Genomic DNA, 20,433 nt, shown 5'->3' on the forward strand with positions numbered 1-20,433 from the left:
ACTGATTGAAATTCCCTTCCGGGAGTGAAAAATGCGCGAATTGCGTTTCTAAATATTTCGTGTTTCTGCGGAGCCTATTATAGGAATCCTTGCTCACAAAAATATGTGTTGTTTCACATATCTCTCACATACGTAATCGATTGCGTTCACGTTTGCGTACTTTAAACGGCCGGGATTGTAGCGGCAATCATTTATGTTGCCAATCCATACGAAATGTAAATGTTAGCGGAGTGACATTTCACTCCGCTAAAAGGGCGGGTTATTGCGCGGCAGGTTGAATGTCGTGAATGCGGATAAAGCCCAACTGTTCTGGCGTCAGTCCGCTCAGCTGGAGCGGGATATCAACATCGCTCGGTGCCAGCGTGCTGGCGGGGGCGGTGAAGAGCTCATTCTTCACATTCACCTCCTGATAGCTCTCCGTGGTGCCCTGAATCTGGCCCCACTCTACGGTGCCGCTGAAGGCGGGAAGCGGATCGTTGGATTCACCCTGAATGCGTAATGTTGCGCGCGTACCATCGGCATTCGCTGCAACATTCACCAGAGACATTCTTAGTGTGCCAATCTGGCTGTTCAGACGCGCGGGCGTGTTTGCGCCCGGCAATAAATAAACGCCATTGCTGGATTTGGCATTCAGCGCGTTCTGCTGGGTGATCTTCACGGTTTCTTTATTAAGTTTGTCCATCGCCACGTTAAGCGTATTCACGCTTTGTTTCATCTCGCGGACTTCGCTTTGCTGTGCGCAGGCGCTAAGCGTGAACAGGCTCCCCACCAGCACTATTTTCAGGTAACGTCTTGTCATTGCGTTTAATTCCTTGAAATCACAGATTGCTGCAATGGTAGACAGGATAATGCCGTCAGGCATAGATCCTTTGTCTCAAAAAGCTCTTCCTTTGTTGTCGGGCCAGTTCAGGGTAAAATAGAAATCAGTTAACCAGATAACAGGGACATCGTATGCATTGCCCATTTTGCTCCGCTGTGGATACCAAAGTCATCGACTCACGTCTTGTAGGCGAAGGGTCTTCCGTGCGTCGTCGTCGGCAGTGTCTGGTGTGCAACGAGCGTTTTACCACCTTCGAGGTGGCAGAGCTGGTAATGCCGCGCGTGGTAAAAAGTAACGATGTGCGCGAACCGTTCAATGAAGAAAAACTGCGTAGCGGGATGCTCAAGGCGCTGGAAAAACGGCCCGTCAGCTCCGATGACGTCGAAATGGCGTTAAATCATATTAAATCTTATCTGCGGGGGCTAGGTGAGCGCGAAGTGCCGAGCAAAATGATCGGTAACCTGGTGATGGAACAGCTGAAAAAGCTCGATAAAGTCGCCTATATTCGCTTCGCCTCCGTTTACCGCAGCTTCGAAGACATTAAAGAGTTTGGCGAAGAGATCGCCCGCTTACAGGATTAAGCCTATGCAGGACGAGATGTACATGGCGAGAGCCATGAAGCTGGCGCAGCGCGGTCGGTTTACCACTCACCCTAACCCTAATGTCGGGTGCGTCATTGTTAAAGATGGCGAGATCGTGGGTGAAGGTTTTCACTACCGCGCAGGCGAGCCGCACGCTGAAGTGCATGCCCTGCGCATGGCGGGGGAGAGAGCGCGTGGCGCGACGGCTTACGTGACGCTGGAGCCATGCAGTCATCACGGGCGCACGCCTCCGTGCTGCGAAGCACTGATTGCGGCGGGAGTCTCGCGCGTTGTCGCCGCCATGCAGGATCCTAACCCGCAGGTGGCGGGCCGCGGGCTGTATCGTCTGCAACAGGAAGGGATCGACGTCAGTCACGGCCTGATGATGCAGGATGCCGAAGCCATCAACAAAGGCTTCCTGAAGCGTATGCGCACCGGTTTCCCGTTTATCCAGCTTAAGCTTGGCGCGTCACTGGATGGCCGCACGGCGATGGCGAACGGCGAGAGCCAGTGGATCACCTCGCCACAGGCAAGGCGCGATGTGCAACGTCTGCGCGCACAAAGCCATGCTATTCTCACCAGCAGTGAAACGGTGCTGGCTGACGATCCGGTCCTGACCGTGCGCTGGGATGAGCTGAATGCCGATACCCAGGCACTCTATCCGCAGGAGAACCTGCGTCAGCCGCTGCGCATTATTATTGATAGCCAGAACCGCGTGACGCCGGAACACCGCATCGTGCAGCAGCCGGGGGAAACCTGGATTGCCCGCACCAAAGAAGATACGCGCGAATGGCCGCAAGGCGTGCGCAGCATTATGGTACCGGAGCACAACGGGCATCTCGATCTGGTGGTGCTGATGATGCTGCTCGGCAAACAGCAGGTCAACAGCATCTGGGTCGAAGCCGGTCCGACGCTCGCCGGCGCGCTGCTCCAGGCAGGGCTGGTGGATGAGCTTCTGGTCTACGTTGCGCCTAAACTGTTAGGTAACGACGCGCGCGGCCTGTTTGTGCTGCCCGGCCTTGAAAAACTGGCCGATGCGCCGCAACTCTCATTCAGCGAGATTCGTCCGGTAGGCCCGGATGTCTGCCTCCATTTAACGACAGCGTAATTGCTCCTGAAATAGGGAAGCAGTGCGCAAAGTATTATGATAAAATCCGCCCCCCTGCGGGGCCAAATGAACCCGTAAAGGAAGAGTATGAACATTATTGAAGCTGCTGTAGCTACCCCGGACGCTCGCGTCGCCATCACCATTGCGCGTTTCAACAACTTCATCAACGACAGCCTGCTGGAAGGTGCGGTTGACGCCCTGAAACGTATCGGCCAGGTTAAAGATGACAACATTACCGTCGTTTGGGTACCAGGTGCTTACGAACTACCACTGGCAGCGGGCGCGCTGGCGAAAACCGGTAAATACGACGCGGTGATTGCACTGGGTACTGTTATTCGTGGCGGCACTGCGCACTTCGAATACGTTGCGGGCGGTGCAAGCAATGGTCTGGCGCACGTTGCACAGGATGCTGAAATTCCTGTCGCGTTCGGCGTACTGACTACCGAAAGTATTGAACAAGCCATCGAACGTGCTGGCACCAAAGCCGGTAACAAAGGTGCAGAAGCTGCACTGACCGCGCTTGAAATGATCAATGTATTGAAAGCCATCAAGGCCTGATTTTTTTGTAAGGGGAATTCCGTGAAACCTGCTGCTCGTCGCCGCGCCCGTGAATGTGCCGTCCAGGCACTTTACTCCTGGCAGTTGTCCCAGAACGACATCGCTGATGTTGAATACCAGTTCCTGTCAGAACAGGACGTGAAAGACGTTGACGTTCTGTACTTCCGTGAACTGCTGTCGGGAGTGGCGACTAATAGCGCGTATCTCGATGGTCTGATGAAGCCATACCTGTCCCGTCTGCTCGAAGAGCTGGGCCAGGTCGAAAAAGCAGTGTTGCGTATCGCGCTGTTTGAGCTGTCTAAACGTGATGATGTGCCGTACAAAGTGGCCATCAACGAAGCGATCGAACTGGCAAAAACCTTCGGCGCTGAAGACAGCCACAAGTTTGTAAACGGCGTGCTGGATAAAGCCGCACCTGCGATCCGTCCCCACAAAAAGTGATCCGCAAACCGGAGTCTTGCATTGCCTTTTTGGCAGTGCGGCTCCGGTTTTTTCTTTTATTTGCTGAGGCATAACGTATGGCATGCGGCGAATTCTCCCTGATTGCCCGTTATTTCGACCGTGTCAGAACCTCTCGTCTTGATGTTGAAACCGGCATTGGCGATGATTGTGCACTACTCAATATTCCCGAAAAACAGACGCTGGCAATCAGCACCGACACCTTAGTATGTGGGCGTCACTTCCTGCCCGATATCGATCCTGCCGACCTGGCGTATAAGGCGCTGGCGGTCAACGTTAGCGATCTGGCGGCAATGGGCGCCGACCCGGCCTGGCTGACGCTGGCTCTGACCCTGCCGGAGGTGGATGAAGCCTGGCTTGAAGCCTTCAGCGATGCCCTGTTTGAACAGCTGAATTATTACGATATGCAGCTGATTGGCGGTGATACCACCGCCGGGCCGCTGTCGATGACCCTGGCAATCCACGGCTATGTGCCAGCGGGGCGCGCGCTGAAGCGTTCGGGCGCAAAACCGGGCGACTGGATCTACGTGACCGGTACGCCGGGGGATAGCGCGGCCGGGCTGGCGATCCTTCAGAACCGTTTAGCAGTTGAAGATGCTGACGATGCGGCGTACCTGGTGAAGCGCCACCTGCGGCCCACGCCGCGTATTTTGCACGGTCAGGCGCTGCGCGAGCGGGCCAGTTCTGCTATCGATCTCTCTGACGGGCTGATCTCCGATCTCGGCCATATCCTGAAGGCCAGTGGCGTGGGCGCACGGATCGATCTGGATCTGTTCCCACTGTCAGAGCCGTTGCGTCGCCATGCCGATCCTGAACAGGCGCTGCGCTGGGCACTATCCGGTGGGGAAGATTATGAGCTGTGCTTTACCGTTCCCGAGCTGAATCGCGGGACGCTGGATGTGGCGTTAGCGCATCTGGGGGCGAAATTTACCTGCATCGGGCAGGTGATGCCGGAAAGTGAAGGGCTGCTGTTTGTCCGCGACGGCGCCCCGGTTACGCTTGACTGGAAAGGGTACGATCACTTCGCGTAATTTTGTGCGCTCTGTATTGCCGGGTGGCGCTGCGCTTACCCGGCCTACGGATTTTGTTCCCTGAATTGTTTATTTAAACCCTACCACCGGATGTTGCTGATACGGCGTCTCCAGCTCGGCAATCTGCTCCGGCGTCAACGATAAGTCCACCGCACTCAACAACTCGTCCAGCTGTTCTTCCCGCGATGTGCCCACAATCGGCGCGGCGACACCGCGCTTGCTCAGCAGCCACGCCAGCGCAACCTGTGCGCGCGTTGCACCGATATCGTCGGCGATCCCGGCTAATCGTTCGGCAATCAACGCATCGCTGGCTTCTGTATCGTCATACAGATTTTTACCTACTTCATCCGATACCAGCCGGGCGGTAGTTTCACCCCACGGACGGGTTAACCTTCCGCGCGCCAGCGGGCTCCACGGGATCACCGCCACGCCTTCCTGGTAGCAGAGCGGCAGCATCTCGCGTTCTTCTTCCCGGTAGATCAGGTTGTAGTGATCCTGCATAGTGACAAAGCGCGCCCAGCCATGCTGCGCCTGGAGATCGAGCGCCTGAGCAAACTGTGAGGCATGCATGGACGATGCGCCGATGTAGCGCGCTTTACCGGCTTTCACGACGTCGTTCAACGCTTCAAGCGTCTCTTCGATCGGCGTGTTGTAATCCCAGCGGTGAATTTGCAGCAGGTCGACGTAATCCATATTCAGGCGTCTGAGGCTGTCATCAATGGAGCGCAGGATCTGTGCGCGAGAAAGGCCTTCCGCCAGATCGCCTGACGGGTAATACACTTTGGTGGCGACCACAATCTCATCCCGACGGGCAAAATCTCGCAGGGCGCGGCCCACAATCTCTTCGCTGCTGCCGTCGGAGTAGCTGTTGGCGGTATCGAAGAAGTTGATGCCGCCATCGATGGCGCGCTTAATGATAGGGCGGCTGCTCTCTTCCGGCAGCGTCCAGGCGTGATTTCCCCGGTCAGGCTCGCCAAACGTCATGCAGCCCAGGCAAAGCCGGGACACCTTGAGGTCTGTTTTTCCTAATGTCGTGTATTGCATGGTTCCGCTCCTGCTGTTTAAACAATACGTTTAAGCATAGCAGGAGCAGAAAAGGGGAGGGATCAGGCCAGCCAGGTGCGGATTTTAGCTTCGATACCGACGGCGTCCAGGCCAATGTCGGCGCGCGCCTCGTCCTGAGTGCCTTGCGGGATGAAGTGGTCCGGCAGGCCGAGATTAAGCACCGGAACGACTTTACGGTTCGCCATCAGCACTTCGTTCACGCCGCTACCCGCGCCACCCATGATGGCGTTCTCTTCCAGCGTGACCAGCACCTCATGGCTTTCCGCCATGCTCAGAATCAGAGATTCATCGAGCGGCTTCACAAATCGCATATCGACGAGCGTCGCATTCAGGGTTTCAGCGACTTTTGCCGCTTCCGGCATCAGCGTACCAAAGTTCAGGATCGCCACTTTTTCACCGCTACGTTTCACCAGACCTTTACCGATGTCCAGTTTTTCCAGCGGCCGTAATTCAACGCCAAGGGCATTGCCGCGTGGATAACGTACCGCACAGGGACCGTCCTGATAGTGGTAACCGGTATACAGCATCTGACGACACTCGTTTTCGTCGCTTGGCGTCATGATCACCATGTCCGGGATGCAGCGCAGGAAGGAGAGGTCAAACGCGCCCTGGTGCGTCTGGCCGTCAGCCCCCACGATGCCCGCACGGTCGATAGCAAACAGCACCGGCAGCTTCTGGATGGCAACGTCATGGATCACTTGATCGTAGGCGCGTTGCAGGAAGGTAGAGTAAATCGCTACCACCGGCTTGTAGCCGCCAATCGCCAGGCCCGCTGCGAAGGTCACCGCGTGCTGCTCGGCAATGGCAACGTCGAAATACTGGTCCGGGTACTTTTTGGAAAACTCGACCATGCCGGAGCCTTCACGCATGGCAGGCGTCACCGCCATCAGCGTGTTGTCTTTCGCCGCCGTTTCGCACAGCCAGTCGCCAAAGATTTTTGAGTAGCTCGGCATTCCGCCGCTGCTTTTCGGCAGACAACCGCTGGTATGGTCGAACTTGGGCACCGCGTGGAAGGTGATCGGATCTTTTTCCGCCGGTTCGTAACCACGCCCTTTTTTGGTCATGATGTGCAGGAACTGCGGGCCTTTCAGGTCGCGCATATTTTTAAGCGTCGTCACCAGGCCCAGCACATCGTGGCCATCCACCGGGCCAATATAGTTAAAGCCCAGCTCTTCGAACAGCGTACCCGGCACGACCATGCCTTTGATATGTTCTTCGGTACGCTTAAGCAGCTCTTTGATCGGCGGTACGCCGGAGAAGACTTTTTTCCCGCCTTCGCGCAGTGAGGAGTAAAGCTTACCGGACAGCAGCTGCGCCAGATGGTTATTCAGCGCGCCGACGTTCTCGGAGATCGACATTTCGTTATCGTTGAGGATCACCAGCATGTCCGGTTTGATATCGCCCGCGTGGTTCATGGCCTCAAAAGCCATCCCGGCGGTGATCGCCCCGTCACCAATCACGCAGACGGTACGGCGTTGCTTATTCTCTTTTTCGGCGGCAACGGCAATACCAATGCCCGCAGAAATGGAGGTGGAAGAGTGGCCGACGCTTAACACGTCAAACTCGCTCTCGCCGCGCCACGGGAACGGATGCAGGCCGCCTTTCTGGCGAATGGTGCCAATCTTATCGCGACGTCCGGTCAGAATTTTGTGCGGATAGGCCTGGTGGCCAACATCCCAGATCAGCTGATCGAACGGCGTGTTATAGACGTAATGCAACGCCACGGTCAGCTCAACCGTGCCAAGTCCGGAGGCGAAGTGGCCGCTGGAGCGGCTAACGCTGTCGAGCAGGTAGCGACGCAGCTCGTCACACAGCTTCGGCAGACTCTCTTTCGGCAACAGACGTAACTCCTGAGTGGAGTCAACTAACGCCAGTGTCGGGTATTTGGCAATATCAAAACTCATCAAAGGCTCATCGAGATATATAGTTTATTTATTACGCTGGATTATGTAGTCCGCTAGCGCTTCCAGTGCCGAGGTATCCAGCGATTGCGCGGCCAGCTCATTCAGTGACCGGCGGGCATCGTCTATCAGATCCCGGGCTTTACGTTGGGCATGCTCAAGGCCCAACAGGGCGGGGTAGGTACTTTTGCCAAGCTGCTGATCCGCACCCTGGCGTTTTCCCAATGTTGCAGTATCGCCCACCACATCCAGAATGTCATCCTGAACCTGGAATGCCAGACCGATACTTTCTGCGTATCTGTCCAGAACCGGCAGGGCTTTACGCCCGCGTTCACCCGCGCTCAACGCGCCCAGACGAACGGCTGCCCGAATCAGGGCGCCCGTTTTGTGACGGTGGATGCGTTCCAGCTGTTCCAGAGTCACCTGACGACCTTCAGCCTCTAAATCCAGCGCCTGGCCGCCGCACATCCCGGCGACGCCGCTGGCCATTGCCAGTTCGGACACCATTGCCAGACGATCGCGATCGCTCACTTCAACCATCGGCGCATCGCTCAGAATGGAGAACGCCAGGGTTTGCAGCGCATCACCCGCCAGAATGGCATTCGCTTCGCCGAACTTAATGTGGCAGGTCGGCTGACCGCGACGCAGATCGTCATCGTCCATGGCCGGCAAATCATCGTGGATCAGCGAATAGGCGTGGATACACTCCACGGCGGCTGCCGGGGCGTCCAGCGTGTTATCGCTGATACCGAACATGTTGCCCGTGGCATACACCAGGAACGGACGCAGGCGTTTACCCCCCAAGAGTGCGCCATAGTGCATGGCTTCAACCAGAGGAGTGTTCTGAAAAGGCTGCGGCTCAATGAAACGGCGCAGCGCGTCGTTGGCGCGGATGACGCGCGCCTGAAGCGCGTTGGAAAAATCCATTTACTCGGCGTCCGGTGTGAATGGCGTGGTTTTAGCGTCTTCGCTGTCGGAAAGCAGGATCTGCACACGCTGCTCGGCCTGCTGGAGTTTTACCTGCCCCTGGCGCGCGAGCTGCACGCCGCGTTCAAATTCGTTGAGCGCGTCTTCCAGCGGGAGATCGCCGCTCTCAAGACGGGTAACGATCTGCTCCAGTTCACTCAGCGCAGTTTCGAAACTGGCCGGTGCGTCGTTTTTCTTCGGCATAGTGAATTGACTCTTAAATTTTTCGCCCTGACATGGTAACGGACTCGGGGCAATTATCAAATAACGCGAGTGGCGCGATGGTGGTATACTTGCGCGCCTGGATGCAGCCACGGGTGTGGGCTGCTGTATCATTTTCCACTACAAGCCTTTATAAGCTTGCCTAAGAAACATTGCCGCCATGAAGTTTATCATTAAATTGTTCCCTGAAATCACCATCAAAAGCCAATCCGTGCGTTTGCGCTTTATTAAAATTCTCACCGGGAACATTCGTAACGTATTAAAACACTACGACGAAACGCTCGCCGTGGTGCGTCACTGGGACCACGTTGAAGTCCGCGCGAAAGACGAAAACAAACGTCTTGATATTCGCGACGCGCTGACCCGTATCCCGGGTATTCACCATATTCTGGAAGTGGAAGACGTTCCCTTCACCGATATGCACGATATCTTCGAAAAGGCGCTGGTACAGTACCGCGATCAGATCGAAGGGAAAACGTTCTGCGTACGCGTGAAGCGCCGTGGTAAGCATGAGTTTAGCTCCATTGACGTTGAGCGCTATGTCGGCGGCGGTCTGAACCAGCACGTTGAGACGGCGCGCGTGCGCCTGACTAATCCGGACGTTACCGTTAATCTTGAGATCGAAAACGATCGCCTGCTGCTGGTTAAGGGCCGTTATGAAGGTATTGGCGGCTTCCCGATCGGCACGCAAGAAGATGTGCTGTCGCTGATCTCCGGCGGGTTCGACTCCGGCGTTTCCAGCTATATGCTGATGCGTCGCGGCTGCCGCGTGCACTACTGCTTCTTTAATCTGGGCGGCGCGGCGCACGAAATCGGCGTACGTCAGGTGGCGCATTACCTGTGGAACCGCTTCGGCAGCTCTCACCGCGTGCGTTTCGTGGCGATCAACTTTGAGCCGGTGGTCGGCGAAATTCTTGAGAAAGTGGATGACGGCCAGATGGGCGTGGTCCTGAAACGTATGATGGTGCGTGCGGCGTCCAAAGTGGCTGAGCGCTACGGCGTGCAGGCGCTGGTCACCGGTGAAGCACTGGGGCAGGTCTCCAGCCAGACGCTGACCAACCTGCGCCTTATCGACAACGTGTCTGATACGCTGATCCTGCGTCCGCTGATCTCTCACGATAAAGAGCACATCATCGATCTGGCGCGTAAAATCGGTACTGAAGATTTTGCCCGCACCATGCCGGAATATTGCGGCGTGATCTCAAAAAGTCCAACCATTAAAGCGGTGAAGGCGAAGATCGAAGCGGAAGAAGAGAACTTCGATTTCAGCATCCTGGAAAAAGTGGTGGCGGAAGCGTCCAACATCGATATCCGTGAGATCGCCCAGCAGACCGAGCAGGACGTAGTTGAGGTGGAGACGGTCAGCGGCTTCGGTGCTAACGATACGATTCTGGATATTCGTTCTGTTGATGAGCAGGATGACAAGCCGTTGCAGGTGGAAGGCGTCGAGGTGGTTTCGCTGCCGTTCTACAAACTGAGCACCCAGTTTGGCGATCTCGACCAGAGCAAAACGTATCTGCTGTGGTGCGAACGTGGGGTCATGAGCCGTTTACAGGCGCTGTACCTGCGCGAGCAGGGCTTCGCGAACGTGAAGGTGTATCGCCCGTAGCCTATTGCCCGGTGGCGCTTTGCTTACCGGGCCTACGGTACCGTACACTTGTAGGCCGGGTAAGGCGTAGCCGCCGCCCGGCTTTTTTTACTCGTAGTAGTTATAAATCCCTGCCGCCATCACCAGCGATGACGCCACTTCGTACGCTTTTTCGCGCCCGACCAGCAGGTCAATAATCTTCAGGCCAAAATCAATGGCGGTACCCGGCCCCTGGCTGGTGAGCAGGTTAACGCGCGGATCCCAGACCACGCGTTTATCCACCCACTGGTCTTCCGGAATCGTATCCTTCAGGCCTGGGAAGCCGGTCATATTGCCGATGGGGAAAATGTCGTGCGGAACCAGTACCGTGCCTGCGGCCGCACAGATTGCCGCGACGATACGCCCGGAAAGATGAAACTGACGAACGGTTTCAACCAGCAGCGGGCTGTCGCGGAAACACTCCGCGCCCTTCAGACCGCCCGGCAGCACGATAATGTCGTAATCACCGTCCGCCACCTGTACAAGCGGTGCATCTGCCAGGATCTTGACCCCACGCGAGCAGGTAATCGCCAGACTTCCGTCGCTGGCGACGCTGGCGGTGGTAACCTTAATACCACCACGTACCATCAAATCAATGGTGGTGACCGCTTCTGTCTCTTCGCTACCAGGGGCGAGGCATACCAGTGCCGATGCGCTCATACTCACTCTCCTTTCGTTTAACTAACTCAAACAGACGGCTGTTTTCCGCAACGGTAATGCCGTGAGCCCGGGCGCGTTTTAACAGATAACCGGTAATGTAATCAATTTCGGTATGCCGCATCGCCCGGACATCCTGCAACATTGAAGAGATATTTTCTGCCGTACTCTCAATGACCTGGTCGACATAATAACGTAAATCAGACTCTGAGGTGTGGTAGCCTTCGCGTTCAATAACGGCGGCAACTTCCCGGCAAATCAGCGCTAACCGATCGGGATGCTGGCGCAGATCACCGTTAGGGCAATCCAGCAGGGCAGTCAGCGGATTGATCGCGCAGTTGACCGCCAGTTTGCGCCACAGTTCTGCGCGAATGTTATTGTGCCAGGCGACGTCAGGCAGCGTGCTTTGCAGGGTATCCGCAAGATAGCTGTAATCGCCGGGCTGTTCACGCGCCGGGCCGATATGGGTGATGCCACTGGCAACATGAATAATGACGTTACCGTCGCGGCGTGCCGCGTGGGTGGTTGTTCCCATCAGCAGCGGTTGCCGGACAGACTTTAGCTCTTCAATGGTACCCATACCGTTGTGAATCAGCAGGACTGGCGTGCTTTCAGGTAATTGGGCGGCCAGGCTTTTCACCGCATCGGAGACCTGCCAGGCCTTCAGCGTGACCAGCAGCAGATCGCTGCTCGCGAGAAATTCCGGATCGTTTGCCGTCAAAGACTCGTTAAAAATTGAACCGTCTGTACCTATCACATTCACACTGCAATAGGGTTGGGGAATTCGCAGCCAGCCCTGAACGTCGTGTCCCTGTTTGCATAGCGCGCTAAGCCAGAGTTGACCAAGGGCGCCGCATCCAAGCACTGTTACTTTCATTGTTCCTCCTCACCTGCAACTGCGCCAGGTGCTAAGACGCTAAGTATAGCGCCATCAGCTAAGCTTCTCGTTATGCCTCGTTGCAGGTATTATGCAACGCAACAAAAATGAAGGGAGAAGAAAAGATGCCATCTTTCGATATTGTTTCTGAAGTTGATCTGCAGGAAGCGCGTAACGGCGTAGATAATGCTATTCGTGAAGTGGAGTCACGTTTCGATTTTCGTGGCGTTGAGGCGACCATTGAACTCAACGACGCGAACAAGACAATCAAAGTCCTGAGTGAGTCTGATTTCCAGGTCAACCAACTGCTGGATATCCTGCGCGCCAAGCTGCTCAAGCGCGGCATTGAAGGGACCTCACTTGATGTACCTGAAGATTTTGTTCACAGCGGCAAAACCTGGTTTGTAGAAGCGAAGCTGAAGCAGGGGATTGAAAGCGCGGTACAGAAAAAAATCGTTAAGCTTATCAAAGACAGTAAGCTGAAAGTGCAGGCGCAGATCCAGGGGGAAGAGATCCGCGTGACCGGAAAATCCCGTGATGACCTGCAATCCGTGATGGCGCTGGTGCGTGGCGGCGATCTCGGTCAGCCATTCCAGTTTAAAAACTTCCGCGATTAAGACAATTATGCCCGGCTAAACCGGGCATTTTTTCAGGCCTTCAGCGCCTGCTCTACCTCAAAGCGGTTAGTCACTTTGCTGTCAATTTTGACATACGCACTGCGCTCTTCCGGGACAATCAGCACTTCGCTCACGCCCTCTGTCGCTTCCAGACGCTGTTGTAACGCGTCACCGATTGCCACGTCATCGGGAATTTCTACCCGCAGGCTACTCACATAGCGCGGCTCTTTCATGGTGCTGGCAACAAACAGCCAGAGCATCGCCAGTAGCGCACCGGCGAGGAACACGGTCTGAGAATCAAAAAGACCGTCCACCCAGCCGCCGAGGGACCCGCCGATCGCCACGCCGAGAAACTGGCTGGTGGAGTAAATGCCCATCGCGGTGCCTTTGTATCCTGCCGGAGACTCTTTGCTGATAAGCGACGGCAGCAGGGCCTCCATCAGATTAAACGCCAGGAAGAACAGCTGTACGCCTGCGATCAGCTCCCAGAAATGTGGGCCGGCGCCCCACAGCACAATCTCGGCAATCAACAGTAACGCCACGCAGCCCACGAAGACGCGTTTCATTTTGCGCTTCACTTCGGCGTAAATAATGAAGGGCACAACGGAGACAAACGAGACCAGCATTGTGACCAGATAAATTTTCCAGTGCTCTGCCGCCGGGAAACCTGCTGCGGCAAGTTGACCGGGCAGGGCGACAAAGGTGGACATCAGCAGAATGTGCAGGCACATAATGCCGAAGTTCAGCTTAAGCAGGCGCGGCTCGACGATGACTTTGCTGAAGCAGCCTTTGACCATCCCGGATTCACGGTTCAGGACATGGTTTTTACTGTCCGGCACAACCCACAGCGTGAGTGCGATCCCGATGGTTGCCAGCACGGCTATCATCCAGAACAGGGCGTGCAGGCCGAGTGAATGGGTAATAATCGGCCCCAGCACCATGGCAATGGCAAACGTAACGCCGAAGCTGACGCCAATAAACGCCATGGCTTTGGTGCGGTTTTGCTCGCGGGTTAAATCTGACAGCAGCGCCATCACGGCGGCGGCAATCGCCCCGGAACCTTGCAGGGCGCGGCCAAGAATAATTCCCCAGATGGAGTGGGAGAGGGCAGCGATGATGCTGCCAAGTACAAACACCAGCAGCCCGCCGACAATCAGCGGTTTGCGACCCACGCGGTCGGAGAGCAGGCCAAAGGGGATCTGGAATATCGCCTGCGCCAGGCCGTAGATACCGATCGCCAGACCAATCAGCGCTTCGCTGGCACCCTGTAACGCCATGCCATATGTGGTCAGAACGGGCAGGACCATAAACATGCCAAGCATCCGCAGCGAGAAAACAGTCCCTAAACCCCAGGTCGCACGCAGTTCGCCTGGCGTCATTTTATAATCGTTCATTACCACCTCTACCAAAAAGCAGGCCATAGTTTAGGCGGGGTGATAAGTGCGGTAAATAGGTGTTTGTTTAAGAGATATTACGAGGGTGTGATAAAAGCACCCCCGGATAAAAAATTACGCCTCGACGCGCAACCCGTAGCTTTTAAATTTCTCAAGAACAATGGCAATTTCATCGTCACTGAGTACCGGAACGGGATCCACGATCGCCAGCGTGGCCAGGTAGAGTTTTGCCAGCACCTCTACCTCCTGCGCCAGCCACAGTGCCTTCTCAAGATTTTCTTCGCAGGTGATCAGACCGTGGTGCTGTAATAGCGTCGCTTTGCGATCGCGTAACGCGACCGCGACATGCTCTGACAGCGCGCGCGTCCCGAAGGTCGCGTAAGGCGCGCAGGGAATGGAGTTTCCCCCGGCGGCGGCAATCATATAGTGAATAGCAGGAATGGGGCGGTTGAGTATCGAGACGGCGGTACAGTTAACCGCATGGTTATGGACGACGGCGTTAGCATCCGGGCGGGTCTGATACACAACCTGATGAAAACGCCATTCGCTGGAGGGTAGTTTATCCTCTTCGTGTCGCCCCTGTGCATCGACATAGACGATACTCTCTTCGGTCAGATGCTCGTAGGGAATTCCGGTCGGCGTAATCAGCATACCGTCGCGATAGCGAACGCTGATATTCCCGGCGGTGCCCTGATTTAATCCCATGCGGGTCATCTCAAGGCAGGTGTCGATAATGTCTCTGGCTAATCGGGCTCGTTCCATTTTTTATTCTCCGGGTACAGTTTTATTTTTACTGGCGGGAACGTTTGACCAGCTTCATATCGACTTTCGCCGTCTCGTTGACCGCTTCGCCGTCGATGGCTCGCTGCATCAGTTCAAACGCTTTTTCCGCCCAGGTATCTTCATCCTGCTGCATGGACCAGACGCTGTTAGGCAGGAACCCCAGCATGGGGTGCTCATCGAAGGTGCCAATATTGATGTGTTGAGGCACGGTACCGGTACGCGTCCGCAGGGCTTCGATTGCCCCTTCCAGGACGGGTAACGATGAGGCGATAAACGCCTGCGGAACACCCTGGCTGTCGATAAGCGAATCCATCAGGGCATATCCCCCCTCCGGCGTATTGTCCGGCCCTTCGATGACCCACTCGCGATGGTGTATACCGGCTGTTTTCAGGGCCTGCAAATAGCCGTTCAGACGGTCCGTAATGCTGGGCAGTGCGGTATCGCCCACAAGGAACCAGAGCGGCGTTTTGCACTCTTCCAGCATATTGCGGGCCAGTTCATCCCCCCCAGCCTCGTTATGACTCTCTACCAGCGCGTTGTCAGTAAAGCCAAAATCCCGGTCAAGGAGCACCAGTGGCTTTTGGATCTGCCGCAAATGATGCTGCTGATTTTCCAGCGTCGAGGGAACGATAAATAAGCCGTCCACGTTGCGCGCCATCAGAGCTTTTACCAGCTTGTTTTCGTAATCCACATCGTTGTAAGTACAGCTGATCATCAGCTGGTAACCCGAACGGCGGCAGCGCAGTTCGAGTTTCTCGGCGAGCGTTGCAAAGAACACGTTTGAGATGTTGGGCACGATGAGCCCCAGCGTCTCGGTTTTGTTTAACTTCAGACTGCGCGCCGAATGGTTGAGGGTATAGCCGAAGCGCTCGACGTGTTCATTAATTCGGGACTGTGTTTTCACACTGATCCGATACTGTTCGGCTTTCCCGCTCAGTACCAGCCGCACGGTGGTGACGGATAAATTCAGATCCTTCGCTATCTGTTCAACTGTTTTGGCCATCGCTACGCCTCAATCCTTAACGTACGTAAAAACTGCTGATAAAGCATACGCATCCTGCCATTACATTTCCTGCTGCATCAGGAGATTAAGCGCCTGTTGCTGGGTCCACAGCATCAGGTACGCCTCATATTTTTGCCGGTGGAAGGCCGCGGTTTCCGGCCGACGGGTGATGATATCGCCGGCTTTGACCATTTCCCGGGTGGCGTCGGTAAGCGTTGCCCATGCACCGCTCGCCACAGCGCCGCAAATGGCCGCGCCGAGAGTGACCGCATCTTCTTCGGCTAAAAGGTGAATATTGCAGCCTGTGGCATCGGCATACTCCCGCAGCCAGAGCCGGTTATGAGTAGCTCCACCACAAATGACAATGCGCGACAAGGTGTGCCCATGATGTTTCAGAGTATCCATAATGTGTCGTGTGCCGTAGGCAATGGCCTGTAGCGTAGCCAGATAGAGCCTCGCCAGCCCGCGCTCACCGGTCTCTAATGTCAGACCGACTACGCTGCCCCGGGCATCAGGACGCGAACGCGGCGAGCGGTTGCCGTGGTGATCGGCCAGAATGTGCAGGTTGCGGGTGGGATATTTTTCTTCCTGCTCAAGCGCGGCTACCCAGTCGTTGAGTAATGCCACCGGATGGCATTGCGCCGCTTCTGCTTTTGCAAACAGCTCTGCGCTGACTCCGTGCTCGCGCAACGTCCAGTCGACCAGCGCCCCGGCAGCACTTTGCCCGCCTTCCGTCAGCCAGTAGCCCGGCAGCATGGCGCTCCAGTAAGGTCCCCAGACGCCGGGCGTATGGATCTCCGTCTGACTGGCAAGCATATGGCAGTTCGAGGTTCCGCTGATGAGCGCCAGCGTGCCTTCCGGGTGTGAGCCCGTCAGCGCCACGCCACCCGCGTGGGCATCGATCATGCCGCTTGCCACAACCACTTCTTCGGACAAACCCAGAGCTTGCGCTGCCTGCGGGCTAAGTTTCCCGACGCATTCAGCGACGTCCAGAATAGTGCCGGGAATTTTTGTCAGTAAGTTTTCCAGCCCCACCGCCCTGAGCAGCGATTCGCTGAACTGCGCCTCATGCGCAAGGTAGTTCCATTTGCAGGTGAGGGTGCACAGGCTGGCGACGTCCTGGCCCGTCGCTTTCCAGACCAGAAAATCGGCAAGGTCGTAAAAGCGCCAGGCCTGATTCCAGGTTTCAGGATGATGCCGCTGCAACCACAGCAGTTTTGGCAACTCCATCTCGATGCTGACCTCGCCGCCCACGTAGCACAGGGCCGGATCGCGTGTGGCATTGATGTGAACGGTTTCTTCGTGAGCACGATGATCCATCCACATAATGATGTCCTGCGATGCCGGACTGTCCGGGGAGACGCTCAGGCCGTTACCGTCAGCATCCAGCGCGACCAGCGAGCACGTGGCGTCGAAGCCAATCGAACGAATGGCGTCAGGTGAAATCCCAGAGGAGTCGACGGCTTCCCGCACCACCGCACAAACCTGCTGCCAGATTTCCACAGAGGATTGTTCCACGCGCGCATTGCTGGCGTGAAACTGCGAAATCGGACGGGTCGCGAAGCTCAAACGCTCGCCTTGCGCAGAGTAAAGCCCTGCACGAACGCTGGCTGAACCTACATCAACCCCGAGGAAATAGCCGTCACTCATCATGAACTTCCTTATTTTTTACCAAACGGATGCAGCAGTTTATCAATTTCAGGCGTGTTGATATTCTGCGCATTGACATATTTCACTGGAATATCAATTTCTTTGGCCACCGTCTGTCCGGAAATCACCGCGTTCAGCGCTTTTATGCCCTGATAACCAATCTGATAGGCGTCCTGCACCACGAAGCCCTGAATCACACCGTTTTTAAGGAAGTTAATGATGGCTTCGGTGCTGTCAAAACCGATGACTTTTACTTTGCCCTTCAGATTCTGGCTGTCGATAGCGTTCGCAACGCCCAGGGTTGAGCCTTCGTTGGTGGCATAAATACCGGCGATATCCGGGTTGGCCTGAACCATATCAATGGTTTTATCCATCGCTTTTTGCGGGTCGCCATCGCTGTATTGCACCGGCAGTACCTGAATATTCGGGTACTTCTCTTTCATCCGCTCGCTGAACCCTTCAGAGCGCTCAATGGCGGACGTCGTCCCGGCTACGTGAGCGATAATACCCACTTTCCCCTTCTGGCCTACCTGCTCCGCCAGCGCATCCGCAGCCTGTGCGCCCGCCTTACGGTTATTGGTGGCGACAAAGCTGGCCGGGATATCCGAGTTCACGCCCGAGTCGAAGGTCACCACTTTGATCCCCCGGCTGTTGGCGGTTTCGACCAGCGGGGCAAGGGCGTTTGCATCAAGTGCGGCCAGCAACAGGCCGTTTGGCTTTTGTGCCATGGTGTTTTCGACTAACTGGATCTGTTCGGCGATTTGCGTTTCATCGGCAGGGCCAACGTAGCTGGTTTTGTCACCCAACTCTTTTGCGGCAGCTTCCGTTCCCATTTTGACCGTCTGCCAGAATTCGTGCTGGTAACCTTTACTGACCACCGGCAGGTTTAAATCTTTTGCCAGCGCGCTGCTGGACAGGATGGCAACGAGCGACAGGGCGCTCAGGATATGGCTGGTTTTCATTATTTTGCTCCGTTGTAGGGTTGGCAGGGCTTGTTGTATCGAGAACCTAACGCATTCTTTTACGTAACGTGTCCAGGTAGTCAGAAAAATAAATCGCGCGGCCATCGGTCATCACCATATTGATGCCGCGTACCGACATCATTAAGCCGAGGGTGGCAATAAACGGTGGTATGGTCATTTTGGTGACCAGAAACGCGTTCACATAGCCGCAAAGTCCGCCTGCGAGCACGCCTGCCAGAATACAGACCGGCAACGGCATACCAAACCCGGCGGCGATGCCCACCGCAACCCCTGAGAACGCTACCACCGATCCGAGTGACAGGTCGATCCCGGCGGTAATAATCACAAAGGTCACGCCAATGGCCATGATGCCAATCACCGCCGTTTGCAGGGCGATAGTCATGATATTTTCAGTATTAAAGAAGAACGGTGAGCTGAAGCTGAAAAACAGAACCAGCAATACCAGGCTAAAAAGAGGCGCCAGACGCATCAGGAGCGCTTTATTTATTTTCATCGTATGACTTCCGCTTTGCGGCGATGGAACGGTAGCTGCATTGCCGGAATGGCGGAGGCCGCTGCTTGCGAAGAGAAGTTCAGCACGTGCCACGTTGGTCTGACGATCACCGTCACCCCCTGCTGGTGTTACGGGAGTGAAACCATTGATATGGATCCGCTGCGTCCGAAAGCGATCTGGGGCTTTAACGGCACCGAGCGTCCGGGGGCAGTATATCTCGCGGCGGCACTGGCGGCGCATAACCAGAAAGGGATCCCGGCGTTTTCCATATATGGCCACGATGTACAGGATGCGGGCGACGAGACCATCCCGGCAGACGTCGAAGAAAAATTGTTGCGCTTCGCCCGCGCGGGCCTGGCGGTCGCCAGCATGAAGGGGAAAAGTTATTTGTCGGTGGGCGGCGTCTCGATGGGGATTGCGGGCTCGATTGTCGATCACAACTTCTTTGAATCCTGGCTGGGGATGAAGGTGCAGGCGGTGGATATGACCGAACTGCGTCGCCGCATCGATCATAAGATTTACGACGAGCAAGAACTTGAGCTGGCCCTGGACTGGGCGCAAGCACATTTCCGTTTCGGCGAGGATAAAAACGCGGAGCAGTATCGTCGCAATGAACAGGAGAATGCCGCGATCCTGCGGGAGAGTCTGCTGATGGCGATGTGCATCCGCGACATGATGCAGGGTAACCCAAAACTCGCTGCGATGGGCCGCGTGGAGGAATCTCTGGGCTATAACGCCATTGCGTCCGGGTTCCAGGGACAGCGCCACTGGACGGATCAGTATCCAAATGGCGATACCGCAGAGGCGCTGCTGAACAGCTCCTTTGACTGGAACGGTATTCGCCAGCCGTTGGTGGTGGCGACGGAAAATGACAGCCTGAACGGGGTAGCAATGCTGTTTGGACATCTGATGACCGGTACAGCGCAAATCTTTGCCGACGTGCGCACCTACTGGTCGCCAGAGTCGGTTGAGCGTGTTACCGGTCAGAAACTCACTGGACGGGCTGAGCACGGCATTATTCATCTGATCAACTCCGGCTCAGCGGCACTGGACGGTACAGCGGAGCAGAAAGACGCCGAGGGGAAACCGACCCTGAAACCACACTGGGACATTACTGAGCAGGAAGCCAACGCGTGCCTGGCCGCAACCCACTGGTGTCCGGCGGTGCATGAATACTTTCGCGGGGGCGGTTTCTCATCAAACTTCCTCACCCGAGGTGGCGTGCCATTTACCATGACCCGCGTAAACCTCATCAAGGGGGTGGGCCCGGTATTACAGATAGCGGAAGGCTGGAGTGTTGAGCTGCCGGAACAAGTACATGACATTCTGAATAAGCGCACCGATTCAACCTGGCCCACCACCTGGTTTGCCCCACGTCTGACCGGTAAAGGCCCGTTCAGCGACGTCTATTCAGTGATGGCGAACTGGGGGGCTAACCACGGAGTATTAACCGTCGGGCACGTCGGTGCTGATTTCATCACTATGGCGTCCATGCTGCGCATTCCCGTGTGCATGCATAACGTACCGGAGGCGCTGATTTATCGGCCGACGGCCTGGGGCGCTCACGGTATGGATCCGGAAGGGCAGGATTACCGCGCCTGTGAAAATTACGGACCGTTATACAAACAATAAGCCGGT

19 protein-coding genes and 2 pseudogenes are annotated in these 20,433 nt (G+C 55.9%); 8 read left to right on the forward strand and 13 right to left on the reverse strand.

Features of this window, described 5'->3' with window-relative positions; translation table 11 throughout:
* Positions 1 to 259: 259 nt before the first annotated feature.
* On the reverse strand, positions 260 to 799 hold the full coding sequence (locus tag ACQG1K_RS04880; protein WP_319854739.1) for a DUF3251 domain-containing protein: 540 nt from the start codon (positions 797 to 799) through the stop codon (positions 260 to 262).
* 152 nt (positions 800 to 951) lie between these two features.
* Between ACQG1K_RS04880 and nrdR the strand changes: the two genes are divergently transcribed.
* The 5 genes from nrdR (at position 952) to thiL (ending at position 4,557) form a co-directional block, all read left to right on the forward strand.
* Positions 952 to 1,401 (forward strand): transcriptional regulator NrdR, encoded by a 450-nt coding sequence (gene nrdR, locus ACQG1K_RS04885; RefSeq protein WP_003859099.1) that lies wholly within the window; start codon positions 952 to 954, stop codon positions 1,399 to 1,401.
* Positions 1,402 to 1,405: 4 nt separating this feature from the next.
* Entirely contained in the window at positions 1,406 to 2,509 is a 1,104-nt protein-coding gene (gene ribD / locus ACQG1K_RS04890; RefSeq protein ID WP_022647225.1) for a bifunctional diaminohydroxyphosphoribosylaminopyrimidine deaminase/5-amino-6-(5-phosphoribosylamino)uracil reductase RibD, read from the forward strand.
* A gap of 87 nt (positions 2,510 to 2,596) precedes the next feature.
* Positions 2,597 to 3,067, forward strand: coding sequence for a 6,7-dimethyl-8-ribityllumazine synthase (gene ribH, locus ACQG1K_RS04895; protein WP_003859098.1), 471 nt, complete (start codon positions 2,597 to 2,599; stop codon positions 3,065 to 3,067).
* Positions 3,068 to 3,088: 21 nt separating this feature from the next.
* Positions 3,089 to 3,508, forward strand: a complete 420-nt coding sequence (gene nusB, locus ACQG1K_RS04900; protein WP_006809908.1) for a transcription antitermination factor NusB — start codon at positions 3,089 to 3,091, stop codon at positions 3,506 to 3,508.
* A 77-nt stretch (positions 3,509 to 3,585) separates the two neighbouring features.
* Positions 3,586 to 4,557: a thiamine-phosphate kinase gene (thiL, locus tag ACQG1K_RS04905; protein WP_022647226.1), complete on the forward strand. Its 972-nt coding sequence runs from the start codon at positions 3,586 to 3,588 to the stop codon at positions 4,555 to 4,557.
* A 69-nt stretch (positions 4,558 to 4,626) separates the two neighbouring features.
* Here the strand turns inward: thiL and ACQG1K_RS04910 are convergent, their stop codons facing one another.
* The 4 genes from ACQG1K_RS04910 to xseB all read right to left on the reverse strand — a co-directional run bounded on the left by ACQG1K_RS04910 (position 4,627) and on the right by xseB (position 8,693).
* Positions 4,627 to 5,601: an aldo/keto reductase gene (locus tag ACQG1K_RS04910; protein WP_022647227.1), complete on the reverse strand. Its 975-nt coding sequence runs from the start codon at positions 5,599 to 5,601 to the stop codon at positions 4,627 to 4,629.
* 62 nt (positions 5,602 to 5,663) lie between these two features.
* A complete protein-coding gene (gene dxs / locus ACQG1K_RS04915; RefSeq protein ID WP_367075286.1) occupies positions 5,664 to 7,526 on the reverse strand; it encodes a 1-deoxy-D-xylulose-5-phosphate synthase in 1,863 nt (620 codons plus the stop codon).
* 24 nt (positions 7,527 to 7,550) lie between these two features.
* Positions 7,551 to 8,450, reverse strand: coding sequence for a (2E,6E)-farnesyl diphosphate synthase (ispA, locus tag ACQG1K_RS04920; RefSeq protein WP_038415485.1), 900 nt, complete (start codon positions 8,448 to 8,450; stop codon positions 7,551 to 7,553).
* Positions 8,451 to 8,693, reverse strand: a complete 243-nt coding sequence (gene xseB / locus ACQG1K_RS04925) for an exodeoxyribonuclease VII small subunit (protein WP_003859094.1) — start codon at positions 8,691 to 8,693, stop codon at positions 8,451 to 8,453. It lies immediately after the preceding gene.
* A gap of 178 nt (positions 8,694 to 8,871) precedes the next feature.
* Here xseB and thiI point away from each other — a divergent pair, with 178 nt between their 5' ends.
* Positions 8,872 to 10,320: a tRNA uracil 4-sulfurtransferase ThiI gene (thiI, locus tag ACQG1K_RS04930; RefSeq protein ID WP_022647230.1), complete on the forward strand. Its 1,449-nt coding sequence runs from the start codon at positions 8,872 to 8,874 to the stop codon at positions 10,318 to 10,320.
* An 87-nt stretch (positions 10,321 to 10,407) separates the two neighbouring features.
* Here thiI and yajL read toward each other — a convergent pair whose 3' ends face one another.
* Both yajL and panE read right to left on the reverse strand, forming a co-directional pair.
* Entirely contained in the window at positions 10,408 to 10,998 is a 591-nt protein-coding gene (gene yajL, locus ACQG1K_RS04935) for a protein deglycase YajL (protein WP_022647231.1), read from the reverse strand.
* Complete coding sequence (gene panE, locus ACQG1K_RS04940; RefSeq protein ID WP_150312013.1) at positions 10,961 to 11,872, reverse strand: 2-dehydropantoate 2-reductase; 912 nt, start codon at positions 11,870 to 11,872, stop codon at positions 10,961 to 10,963. Before panE ends, yajL begins: the two co-directional genes overlap by 38 nt.
* Before the next feature lie 125 nt (positions 11,873 to 11,997).
* On the opposite strand from panE, the gene ACQG1K_RS04945 reads away from it, so the two are divergent.
* Positions 11,998 to 12,489 (forward strand): YajQ family cyclic di-GMP-binding protein, encoded by a 492-nt coding sequence (locus tag ACQG1K_RS04945; RefSeq protein WP_022647233.1) that lies wholly within the window; start codon positions 11,998 to 12,000, stop codon positions 12,487 to 12,489.
* Positions 12,490 to 12,521: 32 nt separating this feature from the next.
* Here the strand turns inward: ACQG1K_RS04945 and ACQG1K_RS04950 are convergent, their stop codons facing one another.
* The 6 genes and pseudogenes from ACQG1K_RS04950 to ACQG1K_RS04975 form a co-directional block, all read right to left on the reverse strand.
* Entirely contained in the window at positions 12,522 to 13,883 is a 1,362-nt protein-coding gene (locus ACQG1K_RS04950) for an MFS transporter (protein WP_126314646.1), read from the reverse strand.
* A gap of 114 nt (positions 13,884 to 13,997) precedes the next feature.
* The gene (gene fucA, locus ACQG1K_RS04955) at positions 13,998 to 14,645 is read right to left on the reverse strand and encodes an L-fuculose-phosphate aldolase (protein ID WP_017383181.1); all 648 of its coding nucleotides are present in this window, start codon (positions 14,643 to 14,645) and stop codon (positions 13,998 to 14,000) included.
* A gap of 28 nt (positions 14,646 to 14,673) precedes the next feature.
* Positions 14,674 to 15,669, reverse strand: a complete 996-nt coding sequence (locus ACQG1K_RS04960; RefSeq protein ID WP_023299444.1) for a LacI family DNA-binding transcriptional regulator — start codon at positions 15,667 to 15,669, stop codon at positions 14,674 to 14,676.
* Positions 15,670 to 15,729: 60 nt separating this feature from the next.
* Positions 15,730 to 17,319: an FGGY-family carbohydrate kinase gene (locus tag ACQG1K_RS04965; protein WP_367075290.1), complete on the reverse strand. Its 1,590-nt coding sequence runs from the start codon at positions 17,317 to 17,319 to the stop codon at positions 15,730 to 15,732.
* An 11-nt stretch (positions 17,320 to 17,330) separates the two neighbouring features.
* Positions 17,331 to 18,281 (reverse strand): ABC transporter substrate-binding protein, encoded by a 951-nt coding sequence (locus ACQG1K_RS04970; protein WP_000858088.1) that lies wholly within the window; start codon positions 18,279 to 18,281, stop codon positions 17,331 to 17,333.
* Between the two features lie 76 nt (positions 18,282 to 18,357).
* Positions 18,358 to 18,795, reverse strand: a pseudogene (locus tag ACQG1K_RS04975) (ABC transporter permease); the annotation flags it as partial.
* Between the two features lie 33 nt (positions 18,796 to 18,828).
* Between ACQG1K_RS04975 and fucI the strand changes: the two are divergent.
* A pseudogene (fucI, locus tag ACQG1K_RS04980) lies at positions 18,829 to 20,427 on the forward strand (L-fucose isomerase); the annotation flags it as partial.
* Between the last annotated feature and the right edge of the window lie 6 nt (positions 20,428 to 20,433).

The sequence above is a fragment of the Enterobacter cloacae complex sp. 402C9 genome (genome assembly GCF_050030745.1).
GTDB lineage: Bacteria > Pseudomonadota > Gammaproteobacteria > Enterobacterales > Enterobacteriaceae > Enterobacter > Enterobacter intestinihominis.

Bases quoted from the DNA above. Each gene is read 5' to 3' on its own strand.
- ACQG1K_RS04880 (WP_319854739.1), bottom strand. From the start codon at position 799: ATGACAAGACGTTACCTGAAAATAGTGCTGGTGGGGAGCCTGTTCACG.
- nrdR (WP_003859099.1), top strand. From the start codon at position 952: ATGCATTGCCCATTTTGCTCCGCTGTGGATACCAAAGTCATCGACTCA.
- ribD (WP_022647225.1), top strand. From the start codon at position 1,406: ATGCAGGACGAGATGTACATGGCGAGAGCCATGAAGCTGGCGCAGCGC.
- ribH (WP_003859098.1), top strand. From the start codon at position 2,597: ATGAACATTATTGAAGCTGCTGTAGCTACCCCGGACGCTCGCGTCGCC.
- thiL (WP_022647226.1), top strand. From the start codon at position 3,586: ATGGCATGCGGCGAATTCTCCCTGATTGCCCGTTATTTCGACCGTGTC.
- ACQG1K_RS04910 (WP_022647227.1), bottom strand. From the start codon at position 5,601: ATGCAATACACGACATTAGGAAAAACAGACCTCAAGGTGTCCCGGCTT.
- dxs (WP_367075286.1), bottom strand. From the start codon at position 7,526: ATGAGTTTTGATATTGCCAAATACCCGACACTGGCGTTAGTTGACTCC.
- ispA (WP_038415485.1), bottom strand. From the start codon at position 8,450: ATGGATTTTTCCAACGCGCTTCAGGCGCGCGTCATCCGCGCCAACGAC.
- xseB (WP_003859094.1), bottom strand. From the start codon at position 8,693: ATGCCGAAGAAAAACGACGCACCGGCCAGTTTCGAAACTGCGCTGAGT.
- thiI (WP_022647230.1), top strand. From the start codon at position 8,872: ATGAAGTTTATCATTAAATTGTTCCCTGAAATCACCATCAAAAGCCAA.
- yajL (WP_022647231.1), bottom strand. From the start codon at position 10,998: ATGAGCGCATCGGCACTGGTATGCCTCGCCCCTGGTAGCGAAGAGACA.
- panE (WP_150312013.1), bottom strand. From the start codon at position 11,872: ATGAAAGTAACAGTGCTTGGATGCGGCGCCCTTGGTCAACTCTGGCTT.
- ACQG1K_RS04945 (WP_022647233.1), top strand. From the start codon at position 11,998: ATGCCATCTTTCGATATTGTTTCTGAAGTTGATCTGCAGGAAGCGCGT.
- ACQG1K_RS04950 (WP_126314646.1), bottom strand. From the start codon at position 13,883: ATGAACGATTATAAAATGACGCCAGGCGAACTGCGTGCGACCTGGGGT.
- fucA (WP_017383181.1), bottom strand. From the start codon at position 14,645: ATGGAACGAGCCCGATTAGCCAGAGACATTATCGACACCTGCCTTGAG.
- ACQG1K_RS04960 (WP_023299444.1), bottom strand. From the start codon at position 15,669: ATGGCCAAAACAGTTGAACAGATAGCGAAGGATCTGAATTTATCCGTC.
- ACQG1K_RS04965 (WP_367075290.1), bottom strand. From the start codon at position 17,319: ATGAGTGACGGCTATTTCCTCGGGGTTGATGTAGGTTCAGCCAGCGTT.
- ACQG1K_RS04970 (WP_000858088.1), bottom strand. From the start codon at position 18,281: ATGAAAACCAGCCATATCCTGAGCGCCCTGTCGCTCGTTGCCATCCTG.